The 24,030-nt window shown below is 37.7% G+C and carries 23 protein-coding genes; 14 read left to right on the forward strand and 9 right to left on the reverse strand.

Annotation, left to right across the window (positions count from 1 at the left end):
• Positions 1-41: 41 nt before the first annotated feature.
• A complete protein-coding gene (locus ACX5JI_RS24105; protein WP_459503572.1) occupies positions 42-764 on the reverse strand; it encodes a lipase family protein in 723 nt (240 codons plus the stop codon).
• Between the two features lie 199 nt (positions 765-963).
• Here ACX5JI_RS24105 and ACX5JI_RS24110 point away from each other — a divergent pair, with 199 nt between their 5' ends.
• Positions 964-1,746 carry a MerR family transcriptional regulator gene (locus tag ACX5JI_RS24110; RefSeq protein ID WP_459503501.1) on the forward strand — a complete coding sequence of 261 codons (783 nt, stop codon included), beginning with the start codon at positions 964-966 and terminating at the stop codon, positions 1,744-1,746.
• Between the two features lie 40 nt (positions 1,747-1,786).
• On the opposite strand, the gene ACX5JI_RS24115 is transcribed toward ACX5JI_RS24110, so the two are convergent.
• Complete coding sequence (locus ACX5JI_RS24115) at positions 1,787-2,569, reverse strand: TIGR00266 family protein (RefSeq protein ID WP_459503502.1); 783 nt, start codon at positions 2,567-2,569, stop codon at positions 1,787-1,789.
• A 570-nt stretch (positions 2,570-3,139) separates the two neighbouring features.
• Between ACX5JI_RS24115 and cspD the strand changes: the two genes are divergently transcribed.
• Positions 3,140-3,340 (forward strand): cold-shock protein CspD, encoded by a 201-nt coding sequence (cspD, locus tag ACX5JI_RS24120; protein WP_001193050.1) that lies wholly within the window; start codon positions 3,140-3,142, stop codon positions 3,338-3,340.
• 44 nt (positions 3,341-3,384) lie between these two features.
• Here cspD and ACX5JI_RS24125 read toward each other — a convergent pair whose 3' ends face one another.
• Positions 3,385-4,116 (reverse strand): yteA family sporulation protein, encoded by a 732-nt coding sequence (locus tag ACX5JI_RS24125; protein WP_459503503.1) that lies wholly within the window; start codon positions 4,114-4,116, stop codon positions 3,385-3,387.
• Positions 4,117-4,355: 239 nt separating this feature from the next.
• Positions 4,356-5,309 carry a 1,4-dihydroxy-2-naphthoate polyprenyltransferase gene (locus ACX5JI_RS24130; protein ID WP_459503504.1) on the reverse strand — a complete coding sequence of 318 codons (954 nt, stop codon included), beginning with the start codon at positions 5,307-5,309 and terminating at the stop codon, positions 4,356-4,358.
• A 192-nt stretch (positions 5,310-5,501) separates the two neighbouring features.
• Between ACX5JI_RS24130 and ACX5JI_RS24135 the strand changes: the two genes are divergently transcribed.
• The 7 genes from ACX5JI_RS24135 (at position 5,502) to ACX5JI_RS24165 (ending at position 13,320) form a co-directional block, all read left to right on the forward strand.
• Positions 5,502-6,896, forward strand: a complete 1,395-nt coding sequence (locus tag ACX5JI_RS24135; protein WP_459503505.1) for an isochorismate synthase — start codon at positions 5,502-5,504, stop codon at positions 6,894-6,896.
• Positions 6,893-8,653, forward strand: a complete 1,761-nt coding sequence (gene menD, locus ACX5JI_RS24140) for a 2-succinyl-5-enolpyruvyl-6-hydroxy-3-cyclohexene-1-carboxylic-acid synthase (protein ID WP_459503506.1) — start codon at positions 6,893-6,895, stop codon at positions 8,651-8,653. Before ACX5JI_RS24135 ends, menD begins: the two co-directional genes overlap by 4 nt.
• A complete protein-coding gene (gene menH / locus ACX5JI_RS24145; RefSeq protein ID WP_459503507.1) occupies positions 8,644-9,456 on the forward strand; it encodes a 2-succinyl-6-hydroxy-2,4-cyclohexadiene-1-carboxylate synthase in 813 nt (270 codons plus the stop codon). The genes menD and menH overlap by 10 nt, the downstream gene beginning before the upstream one ends.
• Before the next feature lie 82 nt (positions 9,457-9,538).
• Positions 9,539-10,357: a 1,4-dihydroxy-2-naphthoyl-CoA synthase gene (gene menB / locus ACX5JI_RS24150; protein WP_000963880.1), complete on the forward strand. Its 819-nt coding sequence runs from the start codon at positions 9,539-9,541 to the stop codon at positions 10,355-10,357.
• 71 nt (positions 10,358-10,428) lie between these two features.
• On the forward strand, positions 10,429-11,874 hold the full coding sequence (locus tag ACX5JI_RS24155) for an o-succinylbenzoate--CoA ligase (protein ID WP_459503508.1): 1,446 nt from the start codon (positions 10,429-10,431) through the stop codon (positions 11,872-11,874).
• Positions 11,875-12,981 (forward strand): o-succinylbenzoate synthase, encoded by a 1,107-nt coding sequence (menC, locus tag ACX5JI_RS24160; RefSeq protein ID WP_459503509.1) that lies wholly within the window; start codon positions 11,875-11,877, stop codon positions 12,979-12,981. It abuts the gene before it with no gap.
• 129 nt (positions 12,982-13,110) lie between these two features.
• Positions 13,111-13,320: a YjcZ family sporulation protein gene (locus ACX5JI_RS24165; protein WP_459503510.1), complete on the forward strand. Its 210-nt coding sequence runs from the start codon at positions 13,111-13,113 to the stop codon at positions 13,318-13,320.
• A gap of 58 nt (positions 13,321-13,378) precedes the next feature.
• On the opposite strand, the gene ACX5JI_RS24170 is transcribed toward ACX5JI_RS24165, so the two are convergent.
• The 5 genes from ACX5JI_RS24170 to ACX5JI_RS24190 all read right to left on the reverse strand — a co-directional run bounded on the left by ACX5JI_RS24170 (position 13,379) and on the right by ACX5JI_RS24190 (position 19,908).
• Positions 13,379-15,352: an FtsX-like permease family protein gene (locus ACX5JI_RS24170; RefSeq protein ID WP_459503511.1), complete on the reverse strand. Its 1,974-nt coding sequence runs from the start codon at positions 15,350-15,352 to the stop codon at positions 13,379-13,381.
• Positions 15,349-16,101 carry an ABC transporter ATP-binding protein gene (locus tag ACX5JI_RS24175; RefSeq protein WP_459503512.1) on the reverse strand — a complete coding sequence of 251 codons (753 nt, stop codon included), beginning with the start codon at positions 16,099-16,101 and terminating at the stop codon, positions 15,349-15,351. Before ACX5JI_RS24175 ends, ACX5JI_RS24170 begins: the two co-directional genes overlap by 4 nt.
• A gap of 21 nt (positions 16,102-16,122) precedes the next feature.
• On the reverse strand, positions 16,123-18,093 hold the full coding sequence (locus ACX5JI_RS24180; protein ID WP_459503513.1) for an FtsX-like permease family protein: 1,971 nt from the start codon (positions 18,091-18,093) through the stop codon (positions 16,123-16,125).
• 100 nt (positions 18,094-18,193) lie between these two features.
• Positions 18,194-19,210 carry a sensor histidine kinase gene (locus ACX5JI_RS24185; protein ID WP_459503514.1) on the reverse strand — a complete coding sequence of 339 codons (1,017 nt, stop codon included), beginning with the start codon at positions 19,208-19,210 and terminating at the stop codon, positions 18,194-18,196.
• A 2-nt stretch (positions 19,211-19,212) separates the two neighbouring features.
• Complete coding sequence (locus ACX5JI_RS24190; RefSeq protein WP_459503515.1) at positions 19,213-19,908, reverse strand: response regulator transcription factor; 696 nt, start codon at positions 19,906-19,908, stop codon at positions 19,213-19,215.
• 203 nt (positions 19,909-20,111) lie between these two features.
• Between ACX5JI_RS24190 and ACX5JI_RS24195 the strand changes: the two genes are divergently transcribed.
• The 5 genes from ACX5JI_RS24195 (at position 20,112) to ACX5JI_RS24215 (ending at position 23,877) form a co-directional block, all read left to right on the forward strand.
• Positions 20,112-20,384 (forward strand): autorepressor SdpR family transcription factor, encoded by a 273-nt coding sequence (locus ACX5JI_RS24195; RefSeq protein ID WP_459503516.1) that lies wholly within the window; start codon positions 20,112-20,114, stop codon positions 20,382-20,384.
• Positions 20,381-21,016 (forward strand): SdpI family protein, encoded by a 636-nt coding sequence (locus ACX5JI_RS24200; RefSeq protein WP_459503517.1) that lies wholly within the window; start codon positions 20,381-20,383, stop codon positions 21,014-21,016. Before ACX5JI_RS24195 ends, ACX5JI_RS24200 begins: the two co-directional genes overlap by 4 nt.
• A gap of 189 nt (positions 21,017-21,205) precedes the next feature.
• Complete coding sequence (locus tag ACX5JI_RS24205; RefSeq protein ID WP_459503518.1) at positions 21,206-21,529, forward strand: DUF1648 domain-containing protein; 324 nt, start codon at positions 21,206-21,208, stop codon at positions 21,527-21,529.
• A 67-nt stretch (positions 21,530-21,596) separates the two neighbouring features.
• Positions 21,597-22,313 carry an ABC transporter ATP-binding protein gene (locus ACX5JI_RS24210; protein ID WP_459503519.1) on the forward strand — a complete coding sequence of 239 codons (717 nt, stop codon included), beginning with the start codon at positions 21,597-21,599 and terminating at the stop codon, positions 22,311-22,313.
• Entirely contained in the window at positions 22,303-23,877 is a 1,575-nt protein-coding gene (locus ACX5JI_RS24215; RefSeq protein WP_459503520.1) for a putative ABC transporter permease subunit, read from the forward strand. The genes ACX5JI_RS24210 and ACX5JI_RS24215 overlap by 11 nt, the downstream gene beginning before the upstream one ends.
• Positions 23,878-24,030: the final 153 nt, after the last annotated feature.

Here is a 24,030-nt window from a genome sequence, read left to right on the forward strand (position 1 = left end):
TATTATAGTATACTAGCATGTTATTTCCAAATGTTTCCGTATCAAAAATGAGAAGTCAGACATGATTTGTATGTTGTAATAGAGTGATTATTAACAATGGATTTTGTGTTTTTTGTAAATGACATATTGTGATGAACATGTGTATATTCCCAATCTTGGTCATTAAAATGAACTTTGCGCGGGGGAAGAAGCGGGACAACATCGAATAAATTAACGAAGCGGAAGCTGCTTGCTACTTGCATTTTGTAGTAGTTTCGAAAGATAATATCTCCAACTTTTGGAGAAGCAAAGTTATAGAGGCCGTATTGTGCAAACGCAGTATTCACTCGTGCGTCTAATATGTGCAGTGTAGCAAGTGCTCCGCCGAGGCTGTGTCCTGTGGCAAGTAGTTTTTTATGTGACGGTAAAGAGACGAGCATATCCATAATACTATCGCGACACGATTCATAAATAGAGAGAAAGCCGTTATGGACGTTTCCACTGTTTAAGGCGTATGGATATGGCTTTTGGTTCACAAGTGAATCAATAATCCACTCAGTATCCGTCTGTGTCCCCCTAAAGGCAACGATGATTGTATCCTCGGATTCTAATATGAAGCCAAACCATTCCGTTGCTTGAATTACCTTTGCTTGAAAACCTTGTACATATTGAAAATCATCAGGTATTTGAAAAACACCATTTTGTTTATATTGATCATAGGTTAACTCGCAGCACGAAGATAACAATATGGCAGTATCTTTATCAAAGGATAAAGGAGCACGCATCAAGGAAGCCCCTCCTTAAAAAATAGTAATAGTTCAATATATGAGCGGGAATGAGGAATCATTCTTTGAGCGGCTTGAAAACAAAGTACAATGAAAAATATATATTTTTTTTATTAGGGAACACTTGAAGCTCCAGTTACGTGAGGGAGTATGATTTTGGTAACCACATCGGTAAAAAAGAATGTAGGGGGAAATTAAGATGAATAAAAGTGAAAATTATTCAATAGGAGAGTTTTCTAAAAGAACAGGCACATCAATACGGACGCTACATTATTACGATGAAATTGGATTACTAACACCTGAAAAACATTCTAGTTCTGGACATCGAATATATAAAAGTAAAGATATCTTAACGTTGCAAAAGATAGTGAGTCTTAAATTTTTAGGATATAGTCTCGATGAAATATGTGTAATGGTAAATAGGGAAAGTTTTAACGGGAATTTAAAAGAAACATTACAAAATCAGAAAAAGGCTTTTGAAGAAAAAAAGAGACATATTGAAATTTCTTTAAAAGCAATTAAACGAGCGATTACCTTATTGGACGATAAAGGAGAAATAGACAGTGATATTTTGATGGCTTTAATTCGTAGCATACAAAAAGATAGTGACCAACGCCTATGGCTTGAGAAATACATGGATAAGGAAGTCGTTGATCGATTATACGATAAATCTGAAGAAGAGATGGTCGCATTGGATAAAGAATTTATTCAGTTGTCGAAGGAAGTAAAGAGATTATTTGGAAAACCAGTCCATGATCCGGAGGTGCAAAAGCTTGTTGATGAACATATGAAGGCAACTCTTACATACGTCGGGGATGAAGCATTGCATTCTTTTGGGGAATTAGAAAATATAGAAGAACAATATGAGCAGATGATTCCTTCACCATATACAGAGGAAGAAGAGGCATGGTTAAATCGGGCGATGGAGTATTATATGATTCAAAATGGTATGTACAGTCCTACAGGAGAAAAAGAGGAGTGAAAAAACAATCGCTACGTCATAAGACGTAGCGATTTGTATCTTATTCTTTTCCGTCAAGAAGACGACCAAGTCCACCTAAAACGCTACCTTCCCCGCTGCTTTGAGCTGCAGGATTTGTAAGACGCGCTGCTAAACGGCTAAGTGTTAAGGATTGAAGCCAAACCGTTCCTGGGCCTTCTAGTGTTGCGAAGAATAAACCTTCTCCGCCAAATAGCGCTGTTTTTACATTGCCTACAAATTGAATGTCATAGTCAACATCTTTTGTCATTGCAACGAGACAACCTGTATCGATGCGTAGTTTTTCACCAGGTTTTAGCTCACGTTTGTAAATAGTTCCACCTGCATGCATGAAGGCAAGTCCATCACCTTCAAGTTTCTGCATGATGAAGCCTTCCCCGCCGAAGAAACCACTACCAATTTTTTTCGTGAATTCGATTCCGATAGAAACACCTTTTGCAGCGCAAAGGAATGCATCTTTTTGACAAATTATTTTGCCTTGATACTCTCTTAAGTCAACGGGAACAATTTTCCCTGGATACGGTGCAGCAAATGATACGTGACGTTTTCCATGTCCCGTATTTGTGAATACAGTCATAAACATACTCTCACCTGTAACGAGACGCTTTCCAGCGCCCATTAGTTTGCCGAAAAGACCGCTAGATTGTCCAGCGCCGTCACCAAAGATTGTTTCCATTTCAATATAATCTTCCATCATCATCATTGCACCAGCTTCTGCAATAACACTTTCCTGTGGATCTAATTCAATTTCAACGAACTGCATATCATCGCCATATAATTTATATTCAATTTCATGTGCTTTCATCATTTTCACCTCGTATGTAGTGGATACTAATATTGTACAGAATTTAAAGGGATTAGAAAACTATCATTTTGTTAATTTTCAAACAAAGTGATATAAAACCATTCTTTTTAGGTGTGAGAGCATCCGGCCATGGATAGAAGCGGTCAGTGCCTTTTTTAGCCCCATGCCAAGTGGAAACAAAGAGAGAAAATGAGTGTAGTGCAATTTTTTTTCTTCCTAGCAGCGGGTTATGTGCCCTAAAATCAAAATGGATTTATATAAAAAATGATATTTACTCGTATTCTTCTTTTTTACATGGTATGGAGGCTAAAAAATACCTTCTCTTAATTTATATATACATATTTTGTGAACTTTTTTAAAAGAATATAAAAAAAATGTTGGAATGTAAGTGTTCTCATTTGACGTTTTTGATAGAGCGTGATATAGTGAAGTCACTATTGAGCTACATAATGTGGTACGGAAATAAAGCGTGTTTAATTCAAGGCATTAGGTCTGAGATACATTCATGTCCTTTATATCCACCTTTTCATGTGGATTCATAGTTTCATTTTTATTTAGGAGGTACATGACATGCAAACAGGTAAAGTTAAATGGTTTAACGGCGAAAAAGGTTTTGGTTTCATCGAAGTTGAAGGTGGAGACGATGTATTCGTTCACTTCTCAGCTATCCAAGGTGAAGGTTTCAAAACTTTAGAAGAAGGTCAAGAAGTTTCTTTCGAAATCGTTGAAGGTAACCGTGGACCACAAGCTGCTAACGTTACAAAAAACTAATTAGCTAGCGAGAAAAAGCATTCCGAATTTCGGAATGCTTTTTTTTATTCTTTTGAACTCGATTCATTTGAAGATAATTCTCCTTTAAAGGTGCGTTCTTCAAAATCATCTAGCATTTGTTCATATTCTTCGTGTTCTTCCGTTCCATAAATTTGCGGGTTCTTTCCGTACATATCTGTTCCGATGAAGTTTTCAAAGTCTTCTACGTAACCGCGTGGTTCTTCAGCATCTACATACATCTCATCGAAGTTTTTCGAATCGCGGCGCTCTAAATCAGATGGTGTTTCTGATGTTCCGTATAAAGCAACATCTTGCCAAGCATCCTCCGCGTCATATCCGACTGCACTATCCATATCATATTTGCCAAACGGTGGCTCGACTAATTCTTCTTCCACGGGACGAGCGCCTAGGTTTAACTTATTTGTTGTATGTTCAATACAAGTTGTAGCCGTTGGCATTGCTTCTAATCTTTCTAGCGGGATGTTTTCACCGGAAACTTCGCAAACGCCATACGTGCCAGCCTCAATTTTTTCTAGCGCATGCTTTGTATCTTGCAGCTGCTTATGCCAAAATTCAATAAGTCCAAAATCCTTTTCGCGTTCATATAATTCGGTAGCCATATCACCAGGGTGATTATCATAAGCAGATAATTCTCCCACAGATTCCCGTTCAGAAGCACGGTTTTCCCCTTCATGAGTTTGCAGCGTTTGTACTAGCTCTTGTTGTTGCTTTTCTAAAATAGATTTAAAATGTGTGATTTGTTGTGGAGTTAACATAGTATCCACCTTCCTACAATTCGGTTTCTTTATGTAGTATGAGCTGGATTACGGGAAATATGAGGGGAATTTAGAGGGGAGCGCGGTGTCGTTACATGTCGAGCGGTCGATATGTTGTGTCGAATCGTCGATATATGAGAAGAAATGATCGATATATTTGAAAAATCGCTGATATATTTGGAGTTACAGCTAATATATTTTTGAACATGAAAAAAAGAGCTGCCTAGCAGCTCCTTTTCTTATAGGAAATATCCAAGTAATAGGCCGATTCCCATTAAAAATCCAAAGATTGTATTTGTTTTTGCAGTTGCAACCATCGCAGGTGCCATCTCTATCGGAATGCTTTTGCCGATAAATCCTTTTGTCGCTTTGAATGCTTTTGGTGCACTTAGGAAGACAATGAGCATCCATGGAGATACGATTCCGACAAGGATGAGAGCAATCGTCCAAATGTAGGAAACGATAAACATAGAGGCAAGGACACCAATTGCATTTTCACGTCCAACAATAATTGCTAACGTGTTACGACCGTTTTCTTTGTCTCCATCTAAATCGCGAATGTTGTTAGAAAGTAAAATAGCCCCAATTAAAATTGAATTTGGAATAGATACTAAAATAATTTCTGATGTTACCGTTCCAGTTTGAATGAAGAAAGAAATACCAATAATAATAACACCCATAAATAATCCTGCTGTTAATTCTCCAAATGGTGTATAGGCAATTGGAAGGGGGCCGCCTGTATAAAGGTAGGCAACAGCCATGCAAACAAGACCGATTGCAGCAAGCCACCAGCTAGAGTTCATACAAATATAAACACCTAATAGCATCGAGATACCGAAAAATCCAAATGCTAAGTTTAGTACTGTTTTTGGCTGAATGCCATCGCGGACAATTGCACCGCCGATACCAACTGAACCTTCATGATCTAATCCTCTTTTATAATCAAAGTACTCATTAAACATGTTTGTTGCCGCTTGAATGAGAAGACAAGCGAGAAGCATGATAAAGAACAGAGGGAGATGTATTTGATTAATACCTCCGACTTCCATTGCATAAGCTGTTCCGATAAAAACAGGAACAAACGCTGCTGTTAATGTATGAGGACGTAATAAATTCCACCAAATGCGCCAGCCCGTTTGCTTACTAGGCTTTGGCGCCATAGGAGGGGAATTCGTTTCGACTTTCATTTCCATGTTGAATCCTCCTTTGTCACGTATTGTACACAATTAAGTGTAGGAAAAGCATCATTTAGTGTCAACGTTTATTTTCTAGGAAGAGAAGGTGATTTTCTCAGAAATGCTAAACGTTGACAGGGCTTTCGTTTGAGGTGTATCTTAAAATCAAGCGTATTTATGACTATTTTTCGCCCATAGGGGGGAGATTCTGTGATTCAGACGAAACAAAAAGATTTACAAGAAGTACTTACTGCAGCGATTGAATCTGCAACTGATGAAAAAATATTGGTTAGTTTTGTAAAACAAATAGATTGGATGGATCCGCTTCTTTTTTATGCAGCAGGAAAAAGGGTGGCATTTGAAAATAGATGTTATTTTGCAGATCCAGCCCAGCAAGTTATTTTTGCTGGAATTGGCTCTGTTTTCACTATAGCAACCTCTTCTAACAATCGCTTTCAAACTGCCCGTGAAGAGTGGAGTAAAGTGCAGGAGAATGCAATTGTTCAAAGAGAAGCATATGAATTTGGTACGGGACCACTTTTATTTGGTGGCTTTTCATTTGATCCGGAAAAAGAAAAAACAGATCTTTGGAAAGAATTTAAAGATACAACATTGTCGTTACCGTCATTTCTTTTAACAGTTAAAAACGAAAAAGCATGGTTAACGATTAATACATTTGTTACAGCGGAAGATTCTGCACAGACAGTTTATGAAGAAATTGTTTCTTTGGAAGAAAGAATTTTACAAGAATATAATGGGTCGCATACAGACGGGGGATTGACAGTAATTTCTAAAGTGGAAGTTGATCCAAAGGGCTGGCTGAATGCCATTGTAAAAGTACAGGATGAAATGAAAAAAGGAAGCTTGCACAAGGTTGTATTAGCAAGAGAGCTCAAACTAGTGATGAATCAACATATTGATTCTGCTCGTGTGCTAGAGGCACTCCGTATGGGGCAGCCAGATTGTTACGTATTTGCCTTTGATTATAAAAGGGCCTGCTTCTTAGGAGCAACGCCTGAGAGATTAATTCGAAAAGAAGGCGAAAAATTCACATCGATGTGCCTTGCTGGTTCGATTGGTCATGGTAATTCTATAGAGGAAAGTAAGCGAAATGGCGATGCACTTCTTCATGATGAAAAGAATTTAGCAGAGCACGGTTATGTAGTAAATATGATTCGAGGCGTATTAAATGAGCATTGCGAGTCTGTTAATATCCCGCAGCAACCTGGATTATTAACAACAAAAAATTTACTACATCTATATACACCGGTTGAAGCGAAAGGTGATGCATCACTTCTTTCGATGGTGGAAGAACTGCATCCAACACCAGCACTTGGCGGTACGCCTCGCCACGCGGCGATGAAGATGATTCGTGATGTAGAGTTATTAGACCGTGGTTTATACGGAGCACCAATCGGCTGGATAGATGATAAAGGGAACGGTGAATTTGCGGTAGCCTTACGCTGCGGATTATTAAATGGCGATAAGGCATCTTTATTTGCCGGTTGTGGCATTGTGATTGATTCTGTTCCGCAACTTGAATATGAAGAAACCAGTTTGAAGTTTAGACCGATGCTTGGTGCTTTGGAGGAATTAATGAAATGAATAATCATATAGAAGCATTATCCTATTATTTAGGCGCGTTTGTGGACGAACTGGCGCGTCTAAATGTATGTGATGTTGTCATTAGTCCAGGCTCACGGTCAACGCCGCTAGCTTTACTAATGGAACAACATGAACAAATGAAAACGTATTTACATGTAGATGAACGATCAGCTGCCTTCTTCGCACTCGGTATTGCGAAAGCGAAGCAGCGTCCTGTAGCGATTTTATGTACATCAGGAACAGCTGCAGCAAACTACTATCCAGCAATTTGTGAAGCTTTTCATTCACGTGTGCCGCTGCTTGTCTTAACAGCAGATAGACCACATGAACTAAGAGATGTTGGGGCACCGCAAGCGATGAATCAATTAAATTTATATGGATCTTTTGTGAAACAGTTTATGGAGATGGCCCTGCCAGAAGCGAGAGAGCCTATGTATCATTATGCCCGTATGACAGCTGGGCGTGCGATTGCAACTGCGTCGCTTGCGCCAATGGGACCTGTCCATATTAACTTTCCGCTGCGGGAACCGCTAATTCCTGATTTCTCTTTAGAGGATTTATGGGGAAAAGGTCGTGGCGAATATACAGGGGCAGTTCATCAAGGAAACATGACGATGAAGAGTGAATATGTAAGTTCTCTTACAGAGCGCCTTTTGAGCATGGAAAAGGGGCTTATTGTTTGTGGGGATGATACGCATCCAGAGATTGCTGAAGCAATTACGAAGTTTGCTGCTATCACCGGATATCCAATTTTAGCAGATCCGCTTTCAGGTCTTCGTGCAGGAAGTCATGATAAATCGATGGTAATCGATTGCTACGACACATTTTTACGCAATGAATTGGTAAAGGATACGTGGAAGCCAGAAGTTATCATTCGTTTTGGCGGGATGCCTGTATCGAAAGCATTGACGCAATATATAAAAAAACAAAAGACTGCTGTTCATATCGTTATTGATGAATCAGGAAAGTGGAGAGATCCAGCTCTTGTAGTAACGGAAGTTGTATGTGCAAGTGATGTCGATTTTTGTAAAGTGTTGATAGAGAAAATAGAGGCAAGAGGAAAGAATGATTGGTTCACAATGTGGAAACATATAAACGATGAAACAAAGAAAAAGCTTCGTGAAATCGAAACATATGAGACTGCATTTGAAGGGAAAGTGATTACGGATATTGTGCGTGTATTACCAGAAGATGCCACGTTATTTGCTAGCAACAGTATGCCTATTCGTGATACAGATACATTTTTCTTTAACACAGATCAAAACATCCATGTTATGGCAAACCGAGGTGTGAATGGCATTGATGGTATTATTTCAACAGCACTAGGCGCAAGCACGGTTTACGAGCCGCTTGTATTAGTCATTGGTGATTTATCATTTTATCATGATTTAAATGGTCTTTTAGCTGCAAAATTACATGATTTAAACGTGACGATTGTTGTTGTAAATAATGATGGTGGTGGTATTTTCTCATTCTTACCGCAATATGAGTCAAAAGAACATTTTGAATCCTTATTCGGAACACCACTTGGACTGGATTATGAACATGTTGTAAACATGTATGGTGGTTCATTCGCACGTGTAAATGGCTGGGAAGCATTTCGTGAAGAAGTACAAAAGGGAACGACTGAAAAAGGATTGCACGTTGTAGAAATTTGTACGAATCGTGAAGAAAACTTAAAGCTTCATCGTGAATTATGGGCAAGTACATCAAAAATGGCTACAGAAATTTTGCAAGGTGACGCGGAATGGAAGTAACGTTAAAAGGTGTAACGTATGAATATGAGGTAGTAGGAAGCGGGGAACCACTTCTACTTCTTCATGGTTTTACGGGAAGTATGGAAACGTGGCGTACGTTTATTCCTTCATGGAGTAAGCAGTTTAAAGTCATCACAGTTGATCTTGTTGGGCACGGAAAAACGGAAAGCCCAAAAGAACTTATACATTATGATATTCAAAATGTGGCACTTCAAATGATGACACTACTTGATTATCTACATATTGAAACAGCACATATACTCGGCTATTCAATGGGCGGAAGACTGGCGATTACGATGGCATGTTTATATCCAAACAGTGTGAGGTCTCTCTTATTAGAGAACTGTACAGCTGGACTTGAGAGGGAGACAGACCGTAAAGAACGCCGCACGCGCGATGAGCAACTTGCCGACCGAATTGAATTAGAAGGAATCGAGGCTTTTGTGAACAAATGGGAAAACATACCGCTGTTTGCAACGCAAAAAAGGTTGCCGCGGGATGTACAGGAGGCAGTCAGAAACGAGCGACTTGCGAATCATCCAAGAGGACTTGCAAATAGTCTGAGAGGTATGGGGACAGGGACTCAGCCTTCATGGTGGAATCAGCTGGAAGAGCTTAAAATACCTGTTTTGTTAATGAACGGAGAGAGTGATCAAAAGTTCTTTCACATCTTAAAACGTATACAAAAACGGATCCCGCACGCGAAATTTGTTAAAATTGATGGGGCGGGCCATGCAATTCATGTGGAACAACCGCAAAAGTTTGGTACAATAGTAGAGGGATTTCTTAAAACCATACAGTGAAACTTTATCTACTTGAAGAAAGTTTCACTTATAGAGAGGCTAGTGGATCATCATTAGCACAAATAAAAAGGAGGTAAGAGTAATGGCTATTGAATGGGTAAAAGAAGGCAATTACGAAGATATTATTTATTCTACATACAATGGTATCGCAAAAATTTCGATTAACCGCCCTGAAGTACATAACGCATTCCGTCCGAAAACGGTAATGGAGTTAATCGATGCATTTGCACACGCACGTGATGATGCAAATGTTGGCGTTATCATTTTAACTGGTGAAGGTGGACGTGCATTCTGTTCTGGCGGCGACCAAAAAGTTCGCGGTCATGGTGGATATGTAGGTGACGATCAAATCCCACGCTTAAACGTATTAGACTTACAACGTTTAATTCGCGCGATTCCGAAACCAGTTATCGCAATGGTAGCAGGTTATGCAATTGGAGGAGGACACGTACTTCATATCGTATGTGACTTAACAATCGCAGCAGACAACGCTGTATTTGGACAAACTGGTCCTAAAGTAGGTAGCTTTGATGGCGGGTACGGAGCTGGTTATTTAGCTCGTATGGTAGGTCATAAGAAAGCACGTGAAATTTGGTACCTATGCCGTCAATATAGTGCACAAGAAGCACTTGATATGGGCTTAGTAAATACAGTTGTACCATTAGAACAACTTGAAGCAGAAACAGTACAATGGGCAGAAGAAATCTTAGCAAACAGCCCAATGGCACTTCGTTTCTTAAAAGCTGCATTCAATGCAGATACAGACGGTTTAGCTGGTATCCAGCAACTAGCGGGAGACGCAACGTTATTGTACTACACAACAGACGAAGCAAAAGAAGGACGCGACGCGTTCAAAGAAAAACGCCGCCCAGACTTCGGTCAGTTCCCTCGTTTCCCTTGATCAAAAGCGGAAGCAAAAAAGAGACTTGATTCTACATCAAGTCTCTTTCTTTCATGAAAGGAGACTACATAATGGAGACGATGCCAAATTGGTTAATGCAACGAGCTTTTTTAACGCCAGAGCGCATTGCAATTGAAACAAAGGAAGAAACAATTACTTTTTTAGAACTGCATGAAAAAGTAGGGAGTGTTTGTGAACATCTCGCTTATTTACAAGTAGAAAAAGGTCAAAAAGTGGCTGTTCTGATGAAAAATGGTACTGAGATGATTACGGTGATTCACGCCTTATCTTATATAGGGGCAGTAACTGTACTTTTAAATACACGTCTTTCAAGAGAAGAGCTACTTTGGCAAATGGAGGATGCTGAAGTTGTTTGCTTAATAACGGACCAAGAATTTAAGGCAGAACAGGTGCCAGTATATGTATTTGAAGAGGTAGTGAATGGCAAAAAGCAAACTGCAATTGTTCAAGAGGAATTCTCCTTAGCAGAACCGATGACAATTATCTATACATCCGGAACAACTGGAAAGCCGAAAGGGGTTATTTTAACATATGGTAATCACTGGGCGAGTGCGGTTGGTTCATCACTGAATTTAGGACTTCGTGATGACGATTGTTGGTTAGCTTGTATGCCGATGTTTCATGTAGGCGGCTTATCTCTTTTAATGAAAAATGTTATGTATGGTATGCGCATTTTACTCGTACCGAAATATGATCCTGATTTTATTCATGAGGCGATAAAAAGCCGAGGTGTAACAATCATATCTGTCGTTTCTAAGATGCTAACAGATTTATTAGAAAGACTTGGGGAGGAAACATATCCGAGTTCTTTACGCTGCATGTTATTAGGCGGAGGACCAGCACCAAGGCCGCTTTTAGAAACATGCGTAGCGAAAGGAATTCCTGTGTATCAAACGTATGGAATGACGGAGACCGCTTCACAAATTTGTACGCTATCGGCTGACTATATGTTAACGAAAGTCGGTTCAGCAGGAAAACCTCTTTTCCCATGCAGGCTTCGGATTGAGAAGGACGGTAAGGTTGTGCCGCCGAATGTGGAAGGAGAAATTGTTGTCAAAGGACCGAATGTGACACATGGCTACTTTAAGCGTGAAGACGCAACACGTGAAACAATAGTAAATGGCTGGCTTCATACTGGGGACCTTGGGTATTTGGATGAAGAAGGTTTTCTATATGTATTAGATCGACGCAGTGATTTAATTATTTCGGGCGGAGAAAATATTTATCCAGCGCAAATTGAAGAAGTATTGCTTGCACATCCGTTAGTAGCAGAAGCTGGTGTTGTTGGAAGAGCGGATGAACAGTGGGGACAAGTACCAGCTGCATTTATCGTAAAAATAGGTCATGTCACAGAAGAAGAAATGATTCGCTTTTGTGAAGAAAAGTTAGCGAAGTATAAAGTACCGAAAAAAGTGTATTTCTTACACGAGTTACCACGTAATGCTTCGAAAAAATTGTTAAGACGGGAACTAAGGCAGTTGCTGGAGGAAATGTAGATGGAATTTAAAAAGGCGACGCTTTATGTAACGGAAATGCCACTTGTGATTCCATTCGCAGCAAGCTATGGAACGTATAAGACGCGTGAAAGTATTGTCATTGAGCTAGAGGATACGGATGGATATATTGGTTTTGGTGAAGTTGTTGCTTTCTCAGAGCCGTGGTATACAGAAGAAACGGTAACGACAGCACTTCATATGCTTAAGGATTTTTTATTACCCGACTTATTGAAAGCGGAAGTTGCGCATCCGAAAGAAATTCCTCATCTGTTCCAGCACATAAAGCGTAACAGTATGGCGAAAGCGGGAATAGAAGGTGCGGTATGGGATTTGTATGCGAAACGTCAAAACAAGTCGCTAGCAGCTTTACTTGGAGGCTCGCAGCCAGAAATTAAAGTTGGTGTCGTGATTGGATTAGATACGATTCCAAATATGTTAAAACAAATTGAAATGTATGCAGAAGAAGGGTATCAGCGATTTAAAGTGAAAATGAAACCGGAACTTGATTATGAGCTCTTGAAGGAAATTCGAAGAGCATTTCCCAAAATTCCATTAATGGCCGATGCAAATTCAGCGTATACGTTGGCGGATACGGAGCGATTAAAAAGGATAGATGAGTTTCAGTTAATGATGATTGAACAGCCGCTAGCGGATAACGATTTTCTTGATCACGCTAAGCTCCAAAAACAAATAGAGACACCGATTTGTTTGGATGAAAGCATTCATAGCTTAGAAGATGCAAGAGTAGCGGTTACACTCGGAAGTTGCCGCATTGTAAATATTAAACCAGGACGTGTTGGTGGATTAACTGAATCGATTTGTATTCATGACTATTGTCAGGAGCACGGCATTCCGGTTTGGTGCGGTGGTATGGTGGAAATGGGAATTTCACGTGCACAAAATATTGCATTAGCATCACTTCCGAATTTTACAATTCCAGGTGATATATCAGCTTCGAATAGACACTGGGAGTGCGACATTATTGAGCCAGAAGTAACGCTGCAAGGCGGGAAAATAATTGTTCCACAGAAGGCGGGATTTGGATATAGCATAAACCGGGAAAGATTAGAAGAAATTACGAAAAACCAGATTGTATCTTTTCGCTAAACAAGCCCGTTTTTTTCGAAAACAAGCTCCCGATTTCTCCTGTAAACATAATATAAATGGAATCCACTCATTTAGAACATGATAGGATCCCCTTGATGTTATGAATGACACTAAAGGAGGAAGAAAAAAATGTGTGAACGTTGCGATCACGAACACGGAAGACACCACAGCTGTGGTGGTGGAGGCGGCGGCTACGGTGGCTGTGGCGGCGGTTTTGCGCTTCTAATTGTATTATTTATTTTATTGATCATCATCGGTGCTAGCTGCTTCGGTGGAGGCGGCTATGGTGGCGGTTATTGTCATTATGGCGGCGGCGGTTACGGTGGACAGTGCTGCTAACAGTTAAAAACTATTGAAAATAGCCTTGTGCATATGCACAAGGCTATTTTATTGTATTTCACAGCTTGATGTGTTGTGATAATTTTTTGATATAGAGAGACCGAATGAAGAAAAAGAAAGTGATCTCGATTATTCCAAATAAAGTGAGTATGAATAATAATTCTTTGAATAGGGAAATGGCAAATATGCTTTGTAAAAATTGAATCGCAAATATTGTATGGACCATGGCGATGATGTAAGGCACAAAAAATAAAATCGCCAATTGGATTGTTGCAGAACGAAACATTTCTGATTCTGTTAAACCAATCTTTGTAATGGTAATATATTTTTCTTCTTCCCTTGTTAAATCATTATACATACGGAAATATAAAACGCTTGCTGCTCCAATAAAAATGATGATGCCAAGGAAAGTCCCGATAAAGAAACTAGAGACATTACTTTTTTTGTCGTATGCTAAATTATCACTCGCTGTAAAAATAGAGAATGGAATCGTTACAGAATCTTGGGCTTCGCTACTAGCATTTTTATATAGAGAATCCCTATCTGCATGGATTTGATTCACCATGTTTTTTGTAGGAATCAGCGTATCTTCCCAATTTTCAACGAAATAGTTATAGATAGTAATCGTTTCAATATGCGGAATCATGTTATCAACAACGGCATCTTGCATCACAATGGTATCAGGGAGGGCGAATTGTGGTTCTACACCATGTTTTAAGAAGCCCTTCATACGAAATTCTTTTTTGTTAGATTCTAAAGTAATGGTTTGCTGTTTTGCGAATGGATTGGTTATTAAATTTAATAATGTTGGCGAATATTTAGAGATGCTATATACTTCATTCTTATTCAACTGAATTTCTGGTTTTTTCAACAGTTTCGCTAACATATTATAATCACTTATTTTCATAATAGTGATGTCTTGCTCGAGCGTCCTATCTTTTAAAACGATAAACTTATATTTTTTATATTGAAATTGATAATTGGTAAGTTCTTGTTCGATTTTGGTGATATGCTTTTGTTCGAATCCATTCCCAGACTGAGATATATAGGTGAACGGAACTGGATACCGTTCTAAAATAGCTGCTTTTGTATAATTATTTGTCGCAAAGACAGGTGTAATAATGGTGAAAGCAAGTGCAGATAACATCGTAACAATAAACAGCATATTAATATTGCCCCGAGTGCGTGCGGTTAAATCTGAAATCCATAACATATTTATTTGCTTCATGTAAAATTTTCTTCGCTTTTTTACAATAACAATAAATAGAAGAAATGTTTGTGAAAAGAATAAATAAGTTCCGATTGTCACAAGCGGTAAAATGGATAACAGAATGAAAACGATAGAGCCATCTTCTATATTTTCTTTCGTGACATACCCTTGTGGATACCCAGCAATGTAGTAGCATAATCCTAAACAAGCTAAAGCAAAAAGAGAAATGATATAAGAAGGTCGTTTTTCTTTTTTTCGTTTCGGATCTCCTTTTATGAAACGCACCGTTTTACGTGTACGAACGAACATAGGTGTAAATGTAGCAACAATCAGAAATAGAACAATAAAAGTTAACGTTGTTACGATAATCGCCTTTGTTGGCCAATATAAATAAAGACCTGTTGCACCTGTTAATTTTGATGTAACTAATAGAAAAAAGTTAGAAAACACGAGACCAGCTTGAATGCCAGCAAAAATGGCTAATAATCCAATGATCATATTCTCGGTAAATACAAGTCGTCTTAATTGTTTTTTGGAAATACCGAGAACGGTTAAAATACCAAACTGTTTTTTACGTACATTTAAAAATGTTCCAATCGAATACAGTAAGAAAAAAAATGAGAACATGACGATGACAAATTGGGCCATTCCGATTAAATTCATTAAAGGTCCTTGTTCCTGTAAAGTCTGTAAATGTGGATGGTACGAGTATACAGTAAGCGAGAAGAAAACCATAATCGAAAAGGAACTGCTTACAAAATAGGCAAAATATGCTTTAGAATTGCGCATGACGTTCTTATATGCAAATTGCCAAAATGTCATCTGCGTCGCCCGCCTAATAACGCTAATACATCTAATATTTCTTGGTAGAACTTCTCACGAGATAATCCGCGGTGTAATTCATTATAAAGCTTACCATCTTTAATAAAAATGATGCGGTTGCAATAACTCGCTGCAAATGGGTCATGTGTTACCATTAAAATGGTTGCTTGTTCTTCTGTATTTAACTTTGTAAAAAGCTCCATTACATCAATTGCTGCTTTCGAATCTAAATTTCCGGTCGGTTCATCAGCAAGCAAAAGGGATGGATTATGAATGACAGCGCGGGCTACTGCGGTACGCTGTGCTTGTCCACCAGACACCTCAAAAATTCGCTTATTTAAAATATGATCAATGCCAAGTTTTTTTGAAATATGATCAAGTTTTTCATCCATTTCTTTTAAAGAAACATTATCTAATGTTAATGGTAATACGATATTTTCACCGATTGTTAATGTATCTAATAAGTTGAAGTTTTGAAAGACGAATCCTAATTCTTGACGGCGGAAAACCGCTAGTTTTTCTCTTCTGAATGTGTGGGGTTGTTTGCCATTAATAAACACTTCACCAGCAGTAGGAGAATCGATCGTTGAAATGACATTTAAGAAAGTGGATTTACCGCTTCCTGAAGGCCCCATAATCGCAACAAATTCCCCTTTATCGACATGTAAATTAATATTTTTTAAAGCGGTATGAGGGACTTTGCCCTCATACACTTTAGATACGTTTTTTATGTGTAATACTTCTTCCATAAAAACTCACCTTTCTATGTGTTAAAACTTAATGTGTCGTGATAATTTTTGCATATAGAGCGAACGAATTAACAAGAAAAAGAGAATTTCAACCGTTCCAAAAATCGTAAGAACAACTGTAACCTCAGTAAATAACGATAGAGCCATGAGCTCTTGCAACATTTTTGCAGCAAACATTGTGTGAATCGAGGCCATTATATATGGAACAAAGAATAAGATTGCAAGCTGAATGGTTGCCGATTGCTTCATCTCAGACTCCGTCAAACCAATTTTCGTAATGGTAATATATTTTTCTTGTTCGTTTGTTAAATCGGTATACATTCGGAAGTACAGAACACTTCCAGCTCCGATGAAGAATATGACGCCAAGGAATGTACCTATTAAGAAGAAGGAAGCAGCACCTAATTTCGTTTCATATAGCATATTACTCGCTTCTTCCCCAATAAATAAAGGCTCTTCAGACGAGATCGTTTTCCGGTCTGTCGTTAATTTATGAATGTACTCTTTGGCGATTATATGTGTCTTTTCCCAATCTTGCACTTTAAAGTTATACAGTGTCATATGTTTCATCTGATCTGCTAAGTTATGTACTGTATTATCGGATAAAATAAGTAACTGTGATGTTAAGCTAGTTGGTATGACGCTGAAATTCTCATAACCTTTTACATGAAATGTAATGGGAGATTGAGAAAGTGTAATGCTTTGTTGTTTAAACTTATCTTGCATGGGAGCTAATATGTTTTGATAGCCATGGCCAGGTAGTACATATGTGTCATATCCTTCTACATAAAGGGGTTTAACATGCAGAGCAGTCGCAAGTTTATTATAGTCACTCTCTTTTAATACATATGCTCCTCTGCCATAGGGATTGCTCTCATCCTTTTGTAATGAAACGGCATATATGTCTGTTTTGAACTTTTCATATGAGAACTGTTCGTCACTCAAACGTTTTTCTAACCAGTCTATATGTTGCGTGTCAAATGGATTGGCATCGTATGAGAGATAGGTGAACGGAAAGGGTGTGTTGTTTGTGACATCGAATTTCATAAACTTCCCAAATCCATAGATGAATGTAATCATCGTAAAGGCAAGAGTCGATAGCATTGCGACAATAAATAGCATATTAATATTTGTCCGAATCCGATTTGCTAAATCAGAAATCCATAACATATTAATTCGTTTCATATAAAACTTTCTTCGTTTCTTCAGTATACGAATTAGTAGGAAACTAATTTGCGAAAAGAAAAGATAGGTTCCAATCGCAACGAGTGACGGAATAACGAAAATACTAGAAACAAGGTATAAAGTTCCGATATCAGCACCGAGTGATAGAAAATATTTTGGATTGCCGGCTAGTATATAACCAGATAATAAACAGATAAAACCAAACAGGGAAATCAAGATAGATGGTTTTCGGTCTTTCTGTTTTATATTGCCTTCCTTTAAAAGCCGTACTGCTTTTCTTGTTCGAATGAGTATAGGCGTGAAAGCAGAGACAATGATAAAGAGAACAAGGAAGATTGTCGTCGTTAAAATGATCGCTCCGGTTGGACAATATAAATATAACCCTGGTGCGTGTGTAATTTTGGCTGTGACAAGTAAGAAAAATTGTGAAAAGACAAATCCAAACTGAATACCAAAGAAAATAGATAATATCCCGATTAACATGTTTTCCATGAAAACAAGCCGTTTTAATTGCTTTCTCGATATTCCTAAAATAGTTAATATCCCAAATTGTTTTTTACGAACCTTTAAGAAGGTACCGATGGAATAAAATAGAAAGAAAAAGGAGAAAAACACAATGACTATTTCTGAAACAATCATTAACGCTTCAATTGCATCAATTGTATTAGAATTTTGTAATCGAGGATGAAATAAATACACCGCAAACGAAAAGAAAATAGCAATGGAAAACGCACTACTTACAAAATAGGCAAAATAGGCCCTTGCGTTTCGTGTTACATTTTTGAATGCAAACTGCCAAAATGTCATGCTGTATACCTCCAAATAGAAGATATAGTTTGAGTCATGTTGCAAAAAATGTATGAGAAGGAGTCCTCATACATTTTGCTAAATTTGTGTATGTTCATTCTTAGATCACCTTTTCTACGTCATCTGTTTGATGAGTAACAGCGTTATGGAAGATAATTTTAATACTTGTTCCTTTTCCCACTTCAGAGTCTAGTTTCACAGAATGACCTAAATAAGAACAAATTTTGCTTACAATATAAAGTCCCATACCGGTCGATTCGCCAAAAGTACGTCCATTTTTCCCAGTATAAAATGGTTCGAAGACTCTTCTAATATCTTCCTGTGGAATACCAACACCTTCATCACGAACTTCTAAAATAATATCTTTGCCGTTTTGATAAGCTGATAAGAAAACTTTCTTACCACGCTCCCCAGAATAGCGAACGGCATTTGTCATTAACTGATAAATAATAAATTTGAGCCATTTGGCATCAGAAGCAACCTTTAAGTCAGAATGAACGTCTAAAACAGGGAAAACACCATTGCGAATAAACAGTTCTTTTAGACCATTGATATTTTTTGTTACAGCATCTTTTAGTGAAATGGTTTCGACATGGAAGTCTTCATGGAAGTTATTAAGCCTTGCCATATATAAGGCCATATCTAGTCCTTGGTTTAATCTTTCTAGCTCTTTCTTAAACTTAGGAATGAGATGTTCATCTTCCATTTCTAGTACCATAAGTTGCATAACAGAAACGGGTGTTTTCATTTGATGTACCCAATGGTTAATAAATAATTGATGTTCTTGTTGTTTTACTTCATATGTTTGCAATTCTTTTTGAAATAGATGATACTGCGTACGAACAAGTTCGTTTACACTATGCGGCATAGGTGCAGTTGCTCTTTCAATAAACACATCTTCCATTTTTTCTGGCGACTCACTTAACCTATGGTACATTCTGCGGTTACGAACATAGCGATAAGCAAGGAAGCAAATAAACAAATATAAACTTAATACAATAAAGTAAAATTTGTTGTTTTGGAATCCATCTACAGCATCATATAGAATAAAAATGATACCGAAGTTTAATGCATATAATAGGAAAAATGCAAAATGATCACGCAAAAATAACTTCATCTTTATTCACTCCAAGTTGCGTTAAAACGATACCCGAGTCCTCGTACTGTTTCAATTGCATTATCAATACCAAGTTCATTAAATTTCTTACGAAGACGTGTAATGTTTACGTTTAATGTATTTTCTTCCACGAAGCTTTCATCATCCCAAAGTGCAGCTAATAAATCTTCACGGCTTGCTGTACGAGGATGTTTTGATAATAACATTTCCGCCAAGATTGCTTCTTTTTTTGTTAGTAAAACTTGCTGCGCTTCAAAATGAATCTCTGGGCGTTCGGGATATAACTTCAAACCTTCTACTTCTACAATACGTTCTGAAATATTTGGAGCATAGTCACCGTAAATGCGGCGCAATTGCCCTTTAATTTTTGCCATGACAACATCGTAGTGGAATGGCTTCGTAATATAATCATCCGCGCCACTCTCAATCGCCATAATTTGTTCCATTTCACCTGCACGAGCAGAAATGAAAATAATCGGACAAGTCGATTCATGACGAATTTGACGGCACCAGTAGAAACCATCGAATTTCGGTAAGTTGACATCAAGTAATACAAGGTGTGGTTTCACTCTATTAAAAGAATCCATAATATCATCAAAGTTATCAGCAACAACAGCTTCGTAGCCGTATTTTTGAATGTGAGATTGTAGTAAAGATGAAATATTTGGATCGTCTTCAACGATTAAAACTTTATACATAGTTATTCCTCCTAAAAACAATTGTAGCTATAGTGTACCATGTGTTTCTTGTCTTTTCATTATGTTGAAATATGGGCTAGTAAACAGTATAGGTCAAAAGTGGAAAAGTAAAAAGAGGTGTGGATATAATTGACAATTCATCGCTTTTAATTTAACATTTAGATAAATATCTAAATGTCTAATTAGTGAAGGGAAGAAAGACATTGAACCAAGCATTTAAAGCATTAGCAGATCCAACAAGGCGAAAGATTTTAGACTTATTAAAAGAAGGCGATTTAACAGCAGGTGAAATTGCCGAGCACTTCAATATGACAAAGCCAAGTATTTCGCATCATTTAAATGCGCTCAAAAATGCGGAACTCATTCAAGATGAAAAAAGAGGGCAATTTGTTGTGTATTCCTTAAACACGACTGTGTTTCAAGATTTATTAACATGGGTATTTACGTTTACGAATAAAGGGGGAGAAGGGGAATGAAGAAGCATCTTTTTGCAATTATATTAATTCTTATAACTTGTGGAGCGTGGGCGATTTCATGGCCGTATTTGCCAGATACAATTGCAACGCATTTTAGCGGTAACGGTGCAGATGGATTTTCATCGAAATCATCTGGGATGCTGTCCATGGTTGGTATCATGATTGGATTATATATATTCTTGAACATCATACAAAAGATTGATCCAAAAAAAGAGAATTATAAGAAGTTTCCTAAAGGCCTTATGATGATAAATAATGGGGTGTTAGTTGTCTTATTTATAGGGAATATAGGTATCATCGCAAATGGACTAGGATATAATCTTTTCATTAATCGTGTCCCAGAATTGATTGTCGGTATTTTGTTTTTACTAATTGGTAACTATTTACCACAGTGTAAACCAAATTTCTTTGTGGGAATTCGTACTCCATGGACGTTAAGTAATGAAGAAGTTTGGCGGAAAACACATCGTTTTAGTGGGAAGGTATTTGTTGTATTAGGTCTTATTATGATGATAAGTATTGCTATGCCAACTTCATGGAGAACTGCTATTATATTAACGGTTGTTCTAGGCGGAGTGGTGATTACGATGTTATATTCTTATTTCGCTTATAAAAAAGAAATGGGAGTATAAGCGAGTATTCGTATATTGGTCAATTATTAAATGAATTATATATTTAAATAATAATGCTCAGTGGGGAGAAAGGAAAGATTCACTGAGTGAATTTTAACGATTAAAATCTAAAAATTCTGACGAATAATGGCGTAATCCTACTATTTTTTTATTAAGTATTAAAGGTGATGGTGGAATGGAGGAAAGATGATGAAAAAGAAAATAGATGTAACGTGTATCATGAGCTCTTTCGTTTGTTTAGTGCCAATGATATTAGCGATTGTTTTATATAGTGATTTGCCGGAACAAATGCCTATTCATTGGAATGCTACAGGTGCCGCTGATCATTATGTAAGTAAAAATATGGTTATTTTTGGAATGCCGCTGCTTATGCTTGTCATGAATGTGATTGTTCATCTTACAATCAATTATTCTCAAAAAAATATAACGAAAGCAGAGCAAGTATTAAAAAAATGGTTAATTCCTGTATTATCGTTAATCATTATTCCGATATGTCTATTCATTTCTAAATGATGTTTCAATGGGAATGATATGTGACTGAAATACATTCAGTTGATTTGATACGAGTGGGGGAGAGAACATGCTAGAAATCATAAAATTCAGCAAAACTTACAAAGGCGGAAAGAAAGCAGTAGATGATTTGAGTTTAACAGTTCAAGCAGGAGATATTTTTGGATTTATTGGCCACAACGGCGCTGGAAAAAGTACAACGATTAAGTCACTAGTAGGCGTAATCGACTTTGAAGAGGGAGAAATTTTTGTTGATGGGCATTCAGTAAAGAAGAATCCTATCGCATGTAAAAAAGTAATGGCATATATTCCTGATAATCCCGATTTATACGAACAGTTAACGGGGATTCAATATTTGAACTTTGTTGCGGACGTTTTTGGTGTGTCTGCAAAAGAGCGGGAAGATCGGATACAAAAGTATGGGGATGCGTTTGAGATTACGCCATATTTAGGAGATTTAATCTCTTCTTATTCACATGGTATGAGGCAAAAAGTAGCGATTATATCGGCCATTGTACACGATCCGAAATTATTGGTTTTAGATGAGCCTTTTGTCGGGCTTGATCCAAAGGCGGCTCTCGTACTAAAGGGAATTATGAAGGAACTTTGCGAATCAGGTAGTGCGATCTTCTTTTCTACTCATGTATTAGATGTGGCAGAGAAGTTATGCAATAAGATAGCGATGATTCATAAGGGGAAATTAGCACTTTCTGGAGAAGTAAAATCTTTAACAAAGGAACAGTCATTAGAAGAGCTCTTTATGAAGGTGCTTGCCGATGAGAAGTAATGCGCTAGCTCTTTTAAAAATTCGTCTCATAACGCAGCTAGGTCTCAATACGTTTAAATATGAAAAGGATAAGAAAAAGAAGCAGAATAAAGTTTTAATTTCCGCATCAATTGTCTTAGTTGCTGTTATGTTGATGCTGTATTGTGGAAGCTCGGCATATGGATTGATACAACTTGGGATAGGTGAAGTCATTCCGGTCTATGCATTCGTTATTAGCAGTATATTAGTTTTGTTTTTCACGATGTTTAAGGCGAATGGCGAGATTTTTGCTTTTAAGGATTATGATTTCGTCATGTCTTTACCGATTCCTGTAAGTACAATTATTGCTAGTAGATTTTTGTATTTGTACGTATTAAACACGGTTCTTTCCATAATTATCATGCTGCCGATGGGCATTGTTTATTCTATATATGAGAAGCCATCCGCTTCATTCTACCTGATGTGGTTTATAACCCTGTTTATAGTGTCTTTCATTCCAACAACGATTGCGGCAGTTTTTGGTGCAGGCATTACGGCAATTGCCTCTAAATTTAGATATGCAAATCGGATCACTACCATTTTAAGTTTGATCGCAATCGTTATTTTTGGTTACTTTATGTTCAAGCAAGGAAATACGAAATATAGTTTTGAAGATTTAGAAGGGATTGGGACGGTTGTTTCAGAGGGGGTAGCGAAGGTGTATCCGTTAGCTCCCATTTTTCAAAAAGCAATTGTCGAGGCGAATATCGGAGCTTTTATCTTATTTGTTGGGATATCAATCATTTGGTATTACCTTTTTGTAAAGCTGCTCTCGTTAAAATATAAGCAAATCAACACAGGAATCTCTACGTACCATATGCGTTCCGATTACAAAATTGATCGTATGAAGAAAGAAACGGTACTGATTACGTTATATAAAAAGGAATGGAAGCGATTCTTTTCTTCGACGGTATATGTAATCAATATTGGAATGGGAGTTATTATGGCAGTTATTTTCTCACTTGTGGTTGTTATAGTAGGGCCGCATCAATTCATTGGGTATCCTGGAATTGAAACGATTTTACCGAAGATAGCGCCATTTGTTATTGCAGCGATGATTTCGATGACATGTACAACATGTGTATCTTTGTCGCTAGAGGGAAAAAACGTATGGATTATTAAATCATTGCCGCTTACGCCGAAAATGATTTATGACAGTAAGATTCTTATGAATCTTTCACTCAGCGTACCTACATCAATTATTAGTGCGATTCTGTTAATAATAGGGTTAAAGACCGATATGGGGACTTCTATTTTAATCGTGATCACGCCGGTCGTATATTCATTTTTTTCTGCAGTATGGGGGATTTTCGTTAATAATCGATTTGGTTATTATGACTGGATGTCAGAAACGCAAGTGGTGAAGCAGAGTGTGGGATCTGTTCTTGGCATGTTTGGAGGCATGATTATAGCGGTAATACCTGCTTTGTTAATCGGAACAGCTGTGATAGCAAACTATAGAATGTTTACTTTTGTAGTTGTTGTACTGATTTCAATTATGACTATAGTATTGTATAACAATGAGTCTAAAAGAAGGATAAAGTGAATGTTATATGCGTACAAAAAAAACTTTCTTTTTGGGTGGGAAGATAGCGTCCGGCATTGGATAGAAGCGGTCAGTGCCTTTTTTAGCCCCATCCCAAGTGAAAACAAAGGGGAGAAAGTGAGCAGGGAATCTGCTTTTGTTTCCAAAGCCGCG

Source organism: Bacillus sp. C1, from assembly GCF_054570475.1.

Bases quoted from the DNA above. Each gene is read 5' to 3' on its own strand.
- ACX5JI_RS24155 (WP_459503508.1), top strand. From the start codon at position 10,429: ATGGAGACGATGCCAAATTGGTTAATGCAACGAGCTTTTTTAACGCCA.
- menD (WP_459503506.1), top strand. From the start codon at position 6,893: ATGAATAATCATATAGAAGCATTATCCTATTATTTAGGCGCGTTTGTG.
- ACX5JI_RS24205 (WP_459503518.1), top strand. From the start codon at position 21,206: ATGAAAAAGAAAATAGATGTAACGTGTATCATGAGCTCTTTCGTTTGT.
- ACX5JI_RS24185 (WP_459503514.1), bottom strand. From the start codon at position 19,210: ATGAAGTTATTTTTGCGTGATCATTTTGCATTTTTCCTATTATATGCA.
- ACX5JI_RS24200 (WP_459503517.1), top strand. From the start codon at position 20,381: ATGAAGAAGCATCTTTTTGCAATTATATTAATTCTTATAACTTGTGGA.
- ACX5JI_RS24190 (WP_459503515.1), bottom strand. From the start codon at position 19,908: ATGTATAAAGTTTTAATCGTTGAAGACGATCCAAATATTTCATCTTTA.
- ACX5JI_RS24170 (WP_459503511.1), bottom strand. From the start codon at position 15,352: ATGACATTTTGGCAATTTGCATATAAGAACGTCATGCGCAATTCTAAA.
- ACX5JI_RS24125 (WP_459503503.1), bottom strand. From the start codon at position 4,116: ATGTTAACTCCACAACAAATCACACATTTTAAATCTATTTTAGAAAAG.
- ACX5JI_RS24180 (WP_459503513.1), bottom strand. From the start codon at position 18,093: ATGACATTTTGGCAGTTTGCATTCAAAAATGTAACACGAAACGCAAGG.
- menH (WP_459503507.1), top strand. From the start codon at position 8,644: ATGGAAGTAACGTTAAAAGGTGTAACGTATGAATATGAGGTAGTAGGA.
- ACX5JI_RS24105 (WP_459503572.1), bottom strand. From the start codon at position 764: ATGCGTGCTCCTTTATCCTTTGATAAAGATACTGCCATATTGTTATCT.
- ACX5JI_RS24175 (WP_459503512.1), bottom strand. From the start codon at position 16,101: ATGGAAGAAGTATTACACATAAAAAACGTATCTAAAGTGTATGAGGGC.
- menC (WP_459503509.1), top strand. From the start codon at position 11,875: ATGGAATTTAAAAAGGCGACGCTTTATGTAACGGAAATGCCACTTGTG.
- ACX5JI_RS24130 (WP_459503504.1), bottom strand. From the start codon at position 5,309: ATGGAAATGAAAGTCGAAACGAATTCCCCTCCTATGGCGCCAAAGCCT.
- ACX5JI_RS24210 (WP_459503519.1), top strand. From the start codon at position 21,597: ATGCTAGAAATCATAAAATTCAGCAAAACTTACAAAGGCGGAAAGAAA.
- ACX5JI_RS24165 (WP_459503510.1), top strand. From the start codon at position 13,111: ATGTGTGAACGTTGCGATCACGAACACGGAAGACACCACAGCTGTGGT.
- ACX5JI_RS24215 (WP_459503520.1), top strand. From the start codon at position 22,303: ATGAGAAGTAATGCGCTAGCTCTTTTAAAAATTCGTCTCATAACGCAG.
- ACX5JI_RS24115 (WP_459503502.1), bottom strand. From the start codon at position 2,569: ATGAAAGCACATGAAATTGAATATAAATTATATGGCGATGATATGCAG.
- cspD (WP_001193050.1), top strand. From the start codon at position 3,140: ATGCAAACAGGTAAAGTTAAATGGTTTAACGGCGAAAAAGGTTTTGGT.
- menB (WP_000963880.1), top strand. From the start codon at position 9,539: ATGGCTATTGAATGGGTAAAAGAAGGCAATTACGAAGATATTATTTAT.
- ACX5JI_RS24110 (WP_459503501.1), top strand. From the start codon at position 964: ATGAATAAAAGTGAAAATTATTCAATAGGAGAGTTTTCTAAAAGAACA.